Here is a 5,872-nt window from a genome sequence, read left to right on the forward strand (position 1 = left end):
GAGAAACTATAGATTATATTTTTGATAGATATGGAGAACAATATTTTAGGGATTTAGAAGTAAAAGTAATTAAAGAATTCTCATCAAAAAAAGGAATAGTGATTTCCACTGGAGGAGGGGTGATTTTAAATTTTAAAAATATAGAGAGGTTAAAAAGAAATGGAATGATTTTTTTACTAGATGCTAATATAGATACTATAGTTTCAAATATACAGTCATCTAATGCAAGCTTGGAAAATAGACCACTTCTTAAAGATAGTGATTATTTAGATTGTAGAATAAAGGATATATACAAAGAAAGAAAAAAGTTATATCTGTCAAGTGCAAATTATATTATAAAAGTTGATAAAAAAACATGTGAAAATATAGGGAATGAAATTATTTATATTTATAAACAGGTTAACTCTTGTAGTTAACAATAAGGATTGATATAATAAAATAGCATAATGAAGGAAGATGTTGATGAAAATTTTAGTAATTCATGGTCCTAATATGAATTTATTAGGTAAAAGGGATAAAACAATATACGGGGAATTTACATTGGAAGAAATTAACTATATTATTAGATTGAAATCTAATAAACTTAATATAGAAGTTGAGTTATTCCAATCTAACCATGAAGGAGAAATTATTGATAAGTTACATAGGACTTTTGATGGTAATTATGATGGTGTTATAATTAACCCAGGTGGATATACTCACTATAGTATCTCTATTAGGGATGCTATTGAAGTTTTGAATATTCCCGTAATTGAAGTACATCTGTCTAATATATTCAAAAGAGAAGGTTTTAGAGAAAAATCTGTTATTGCTCCAGTATGTAAAGGACAAATATCAGGTTTTGGAGTATATAGCTATTTATTAGCATTGCAAGCATTTAGTATTATGAAAGAAAGCGATTAAGGAGGTTTTATAATGATTTCAGCAGGAGATTTTAGAAAAGGGATTACCTTTGAAATGGATGGAGATGTGTATCAAATTATAGATTTTCAGCATGTAAAGCCAGGGAAAGGTGCTGCTTTTGTTAGGGCAAAAATAAAAAGTGTTATGACTGGGACGACAAAGGACTTAACCTTTAACCCTAACGATAGATATCCCAGAGCTAGAATTGAAACTAAGGAAATGCAATATCTATACAATGATGGAGAGCTTTATTATTTTATGGATAATGAAACTTATGAACAACTACCTTTAGAAAAACAACAGGTAGAAGAGGCAATTGTTTATATAAAAGAGAATGACAATGCTATTATTAGATTTTATGAAGGAAAACCCTTTGAAGTAGTAGCACCAAATTTTGTAGAATTAACTGTATCTCATACTGAACCAGGAGTTAAAGGTGATACAGCAACAGGGGCTACAAAACCTGCAACCCTTGAGACAGGTGCTGTTGTTAATGTTCCTCTATTTGTTAACGTAGGAGATAAAATCAAAATAGATACTAGAACGGGTGAGTATTTATCAAGGGTCTAGGTAATAATATAAATATAAAATTTATGGGAGGGAAATACATGGAATATCTTTATCAAAAAGTATCATATTTGAAAGGATTAGCTGAAGGTTTAGAAATTGAGGAAGAATCAAAGGAAGGCAAGTTATTATTACACATAATAGATGCCTTAGAGGATTTTGCAGATGTAATTGATGAAGTCATTGAAGATCATAATGATTTAGAACAATATGTAGAATATATTGATGAAGACTTAACTGATATAGAAGATGAAATATATGAATTTGATGATGAAGGGTATTATCCTTACGAAGAGCTTGATGATGATTATTTAGATGAAGAGTTTGATTATGAAGACTTCGATCCAGAGGATGAACTTGAGGATGAATTAGAGCAATAAGAAGCAAAAAAGACTTAAAACCAATATTGGTTTTAAGTCTTTTTTTTAGCATAATATTTTGGCTTGTTCATATTTATATATAAAGGAGGGACATGTTATGGAGAAAGTAGAAATTGGAATATATGAAACAGTATTAGAATATATTAGTTTAGAATTAAGCCATATATTAAAAAAAATTTCTCCAAACTATAAAAAGGACGTAGAAGAAATAAGACTAAGATATGGTGCACCTATTAATATATATTTAAGGAACACAGACTATTTTATCACAAAAGATGGCTTGATAACTAAGAACAAAGATGAAGGCAGATTGGTAGAAAAGCGAGAATTAATGGAAACTTTTCAACTTGTTAGCAACTATTCAGTATATGCTTTTGAAGAAGAAATAAAAAATGGGTTTATTACCTTAAGGGGAGGCCATAGAGTAGGCATAGGAGGAAAGGTAGTATATGGATTAAATGGAATTGAAACTATTAGGGATATATCTTCTTTGAATATTCGAATTGCTAGAGAAAAACTAGGTACTTCTCAAAAACTAATAAAGTATATTGTAGATTTTCCCCAAACCATTTATAACACATTAATTGTTTCTCCGCCTCAATGCGGTAAAACCACTATATTAAGAGATTTGATTAGAAATTTAAGCAATGGATGTAATATGATGGGAGAAAAAGGTTTAAAAGTAGGAGTTATTGATGAAAGATCGGAGCTTGCAGGTATGTATAATGGAATGCCTCAATTTAACATTGGCTTAAGGACAGATGTTTTAGATGGGTGTAATAAAAGAGATGGGACAACTATGCTTATAAGGTCTATGTCACCAGAAGTTATAGCTATGGATGAAATAGGTAGTATTTATGATGTAGATGCCATTCATGAGGCTCTTAAGGCAGGAGTAAAGATTATTGCAACTATACATGGTAGTACCTTGGAGGATTTACTATCAAAAAAAAGCATGAAAATGCTAATAGAAGATAAGATATTTAAAAGATTTATATTCTTAGATAATTCTAATGGGGTAGGCACTTTAAAAGATATTATAGAGGGGGATTATTTTACCTCCATAATCAAATAGAAAGAAGGGATTTTATGGGTTTGATAAAAGCCATGGGAGGATTACTGATAATTCTTTCTACTACTTTGATTGGATTTTATTATGGTAATAGATTTTCTAATAGATATTATAATCTAATATACTTAGAACAATGTTTTAAAATATTGGAAACAGAAATAGTCTATGGAGCAGTTCCTTTACCAGAAGCTTTAACCAACGTTTACAACAAAGGAAATAAAAAAGTATCCTTTATATTTGAAGAAGTTAAGAGACATTTATTAGAAAATAAAAAAGGAGACATATTTCATAGTTTTTCTAATGTAGTGAATTTATTGAAAGATAGATTAAGTTTTAAAGATAGGGATATAGAAATATTTTTATCATTAGGAAGAGTTTTAGGTTCATCAGATAGACAGGATCAAGAAAAAAACTTCAAATTTATTTTAAATCAAATTGCTGTTCTCCAAAGAGAAGCTAAATTGGAGAAGGATAAGAATGAAAAGATGTATAAGAATTTAGGAATACTTACTGGGATTGCTATTGTGATAATACTGTTATAGAGGAGAGAAAATTATGAATATCGATTTGATATTTAAAATAGCAAGTATAGGTATATTACTAGGTATACTTCATACTATTTTAGCTAAGGCAGGAAAGGAAGAATTTGCTTATATTACTACTTTAGTAGGGGTTGTAATTGTATTCAGCATGATTATTGGGCTAATATCCAAATTATTTGACAGTATAAAGACTTTATTTCAGTTATATTAAAAGGGAAGTGAGATTATGGAAATTATACAAATAGTTAGTATAGGAATTATATCAACAATATTGGCGGTATTAGTACGAAGAACTATTGGCTCTGAATTTGCAATATTTATTAGCTTAGTTGCCGGTATCCTTATTTTCTTTATGATTCTAGATAAATTAGTATATATTGTTGAAACATTAAGTCAATTAGCTAAACGTACCACTATTGAATTTACGTATTTTTCAACAATTTTAAAAATTATTGGAATTGCATATATAGTAGAGTTTGGTGCTCAAATATCTAGAGATGCTGGCGAAGAAGCAATTGCTTCTAAAATAGAATTAGGTGGAAAGATAGTAATGATGGTATTAGCAATACCAATTTTACTGGCATTAATGGAATTGATAATAAAAATACTCCCTTAAAAGGTGAAAAAAATGGATAACAAACGAATTTTATTTTTGATAGTTTTAGTAATACTTTTTATTTCATCTTGCTCTTATGGGCAAAATACAGATGAAAATAATCTTGGTATTACAGATAAATTTTTACAAGAACAGTTAAATAGTTTGAATATAGGAGAATTAGAACTTATATTAGAAGATATATTGAGAGGCAATGAAGGAATTTTTCCTAAAATTAACTTAAAAGAATATATTATATCTGCAGTGAAAGGTGAAAACAAGCTAAACATGAACCAAATAAAAGAAGGGATAATAAAGATATTTTTTAATGAGATATTAAACAATTTAAATTTAATAGTTCAATTACTCATAATAACTGTGGCTTGTTCAGTTTTGACTAATTTGCAAAATGCTTTTGAAAAAGATACTGTCTCCCAACTAGCCCATTATGCCTGTTATATAATTTTAGCTATGTTGATGATGAATAGTTTTATGTTATCCTTGGATTTAGCTAGGAAAACTGTAGAACAAATGGTTAATTTTATGCAAATTATACTGCCTATTCTATTAACTTTATTAACGGCAATAGGAGGAGCAAATACTAGACTTATTTTTCATCCTATGGTAATTGGGGTAGTAAATGTAATTGGCTCTTTAATTAAGGATTTAGTGCTTCCACTTATTTTTTTCACTTTTATCATCGGAGTGATAAGTAATATATCTCAAAAAGTTCAATTTTCAAAATTATCAGAATTGATGAGACAAATAATTATTGTTTTAATGAGTGCATCTTTTACTGTATTTATAGGAATTATCACTATGTATGGAATAGGAGCAAATATTGATGGGGTGACTATTAGAACAGCAAAGTTTGCTGTAGATAATTTTATACCAATAATAGGGAAATTTTTATCCGATGCTGTAGAGGCAGTAGTTGGTTGTTCGGCTATATTAAAAAATGGGGTTGGAATTATAGGCTTATTAATATTGTTTTTCATATGTATTATTCCTGCATTAAAGATCATAGTGCTTATATTTGCTTATAAAGGTATAGCTGCTCTTGTTGAACCTATTGCGTCAATTAGTATTTCTAGTTGTTTTAGTGAAGTGGCCAAATCTCTTTTGCTATTACTGGTGGGAATGCTTTCTGTTGCTACTATGTTTTTTATAACCATTACAGTAATTGTTGAAGCAGGAAATACTACTATAATGTTTAGGTAGGTGATTACATGGGATAGTAGAATTTTTAAAAATATGGATAAAAGATATTGCTATAATATTTGCTTTAATTTCTATTATAGAAATAGCCCTACCTAATAGCAATATGAAAAGATATATAGATATGGTAATAGGACTATTTGTAATAATTGTTATAATTACACCATTTATAAAATTAATTCATAAGGATTTTCAAGTAGACAAAGAAGTTTTTCGCCATACTATAGAGCAAAGCAATATTGAATATAAGGATGATCTGGAATTGGCATCTTTACAAGAAAAACAGGTAAAAGATATTTATTTAAGTAAAATGAAAGATGAAATTAGGGAGTTGATATATCAGTCTACTGAGTATGAAGTTGAGGAAATGAAAATATCAATTTGCGAAGATAATATAAATTATGGAAAAGTTAATAATATAGAGATAATACTAAGAGAGAATAAGGACAATCATCAAACAGCTAGTGATTCGATTACTACAGTACAAATTGAAGAAGTAAATATTAATGATAAAAAAGAAATACCAATTAAATTAGAGGAATTTGATGATAGTGAATATATAAAAGATATTTTAAATAGAAATTATAATATTTCT

At 28.4% G+C, this 5,872-nt stretch carries 10 protein-coding genes; all 10 read left to right on the forward strand.

Going from position 1 to position 5,872, the window contains the following annotated elements; all coding sequences use genetic code 11:
- Positions 1-416 (forward strand): shikimate kinase (locus tag VK998_RS05725; protein ID WP_325226460.1); only part of this gene is annotated, 416 nt, incomplete at its 5' end.
- Positions 417-462: 46 nt separating this feature from the next.
- Entirely contained in the window at positions 463-903 is a 441-nt protein-coding gene (gene aroQ / locus VK998_RS05730) for a type II 3-dehydroquinate dehydratase (RefSeq protein ID WP_325226462.1), read from the forward strand.
- Between the two features lie 12 nt (positions 904-915).
- The gene (efp, locus tag VK998_RS05735; RefSeq protein WP_325226463.1) at positions 916-1,473 is read left to right on the forward strand and encodes an elongation factor P; all 558 of its coding nucleotides are present in this window, start codon (positions 916-918) and stop codon (positions 1,471-1,473) included.
- A gap of 38 nt (positions 1,474-1,511) precedes the next feature.
- Positions 1,512-1,850 carry a CD1247 N-terminal domain-containing protein gene (locus tag VK998_RS05740; protein WP_325226464.1) on the forward strand — a complete coding sequence of 113 codons (339 nt, stop codon included), beginning with the start codon at positions 1,512-1,514 and terminating at the stop codon, positions 1,848-1,850.
- Positions 1,851-1,947: 97 nt separating this feature from the next.
- Positions 1,948-2,925 (forward strand): stage III sporulation protein AA, encoded by a 978-nt coding sequence (gene spoIIIAA / locus VK998_RS05745; protein WP_325226466.1) that lies wholly within the window; start codon positions 1,948-1,950, stop codon positions 2,923-2,925.
- Positions 2,926-2,939: 14 nt separating this feature from the next.
- Positions 2,940-3,464, forward strand: a complete 525-nt coding sequence (gene spoIIIAB / locus VK998_RS05750; RefSeq protein ID WP_325226468.1) for a stage III sporulation protein SpoIIIAB — start codon at positions 2,940-2,942, stop codon at positions 3,462-3,464.
- 13 nt (positions 3,465-3,477) lie between these two features.
- Complete coding sequence (gene spoIIIAC / locus VK998_RS05755) at positions 3,478-3,675, forward strand: stage III sporulation protein AC (protein ID WP_325226469.1); 198 nt, start codon at positions 3,478-3,480, stop codon at positions 3,673-3,675.
- A 15-nt stretch (positions 3,676-3,690) separates the two neighbouring features.
- Complete coding sequence (gene spoIIIAD / locus VK998_RS05760) at positions 3,691-4,080, forward strand: stage III sporulation protein AD (protein WP_325226471.1); 390 nt, start codon at positions 3,691-3,693, stop codon at positions 4,078-4,080.
- A gap of 12 nt (positions 4,081-4,092) precedes the next feature.
- Positions 4,093-5,280, forward strand: a complete 1,188-nt coding sequence (spoIIIAE, locus tag VK998_RS05765; RefSeq protein WP_325226473.1) for a stage III sporulation protein AE — start codon at positions 4,093-4,095, stop codon at positions 5,278-5,280.
- A 31-nt stretch (positions 5,281-5,311) separates the two neighbouring features.
- The coding region (spoIIIAF, locus tag VK998_RS05770) for a stage III sporulation protein AF (protein WP_325226475.1) at positions 5,312-5,872 on the forward strand (561 nt) is incomplete at its 3' end.

This window comes from Schnuerera sp. (assembly GCF_035459645.1).
Lineage (GTDB): Bacteria > Bacillota > Clostridia > Tissierellales > Tepidimicrobiaceae > Schnuerera.

Coding starts and splice junctions, on each gene's coding strand:
- spoIIIAD (WP_325226471.1), top strand. CDS start 3,691: ATGGAAATTATACAAATAGTTAGTATAGGAATTATATCAACAATATTG.
- efp (WP_325226463.1), top strand. CDS start 916: ATGATTTCAGCAGGAGATTTTAGAAAAGGGATTACCTTTGAAATGGAT.
- spoIIIAC (WP_325226469.1), top strand. CDS start 3,478: ATGAATATCGATTTGATATTTAAAATAGCAAGTATAGGTATATTACTA.
- spoIIIAE (WP_325226473.1), top strand. CDS start 4,093: ATGGATAACAAACGAATTTTATTTTTGATAGTTTTAGTAATACTTTTT.
- spoIIIAA (WP_325226466.1), top strand. CDS start 1,948: ATGGAGAAAGTAGAAATTGGAATATATGAAACAGTATTAGAATATATT.
- spoIIIAB (WP_325226468.1), top strand. CDS start 2,940: ATGGGTTTGATAAAAGCCATGGGAGGATTACTGATAATTCTTTCTACT.
- aroQ (WP_325226462.1), top strand. CDS start 463: ATGAAAATTTTAGTAATTCATGGTCCTAATATGAATTTATTAGGTAAA.
- VK998_RS05740 (WP_325226464.1), top strand. CDS start 1,512: ATGGAATATCTTTATCAAAAAGTATCATATTTGAAAGGATTAGCTGAA.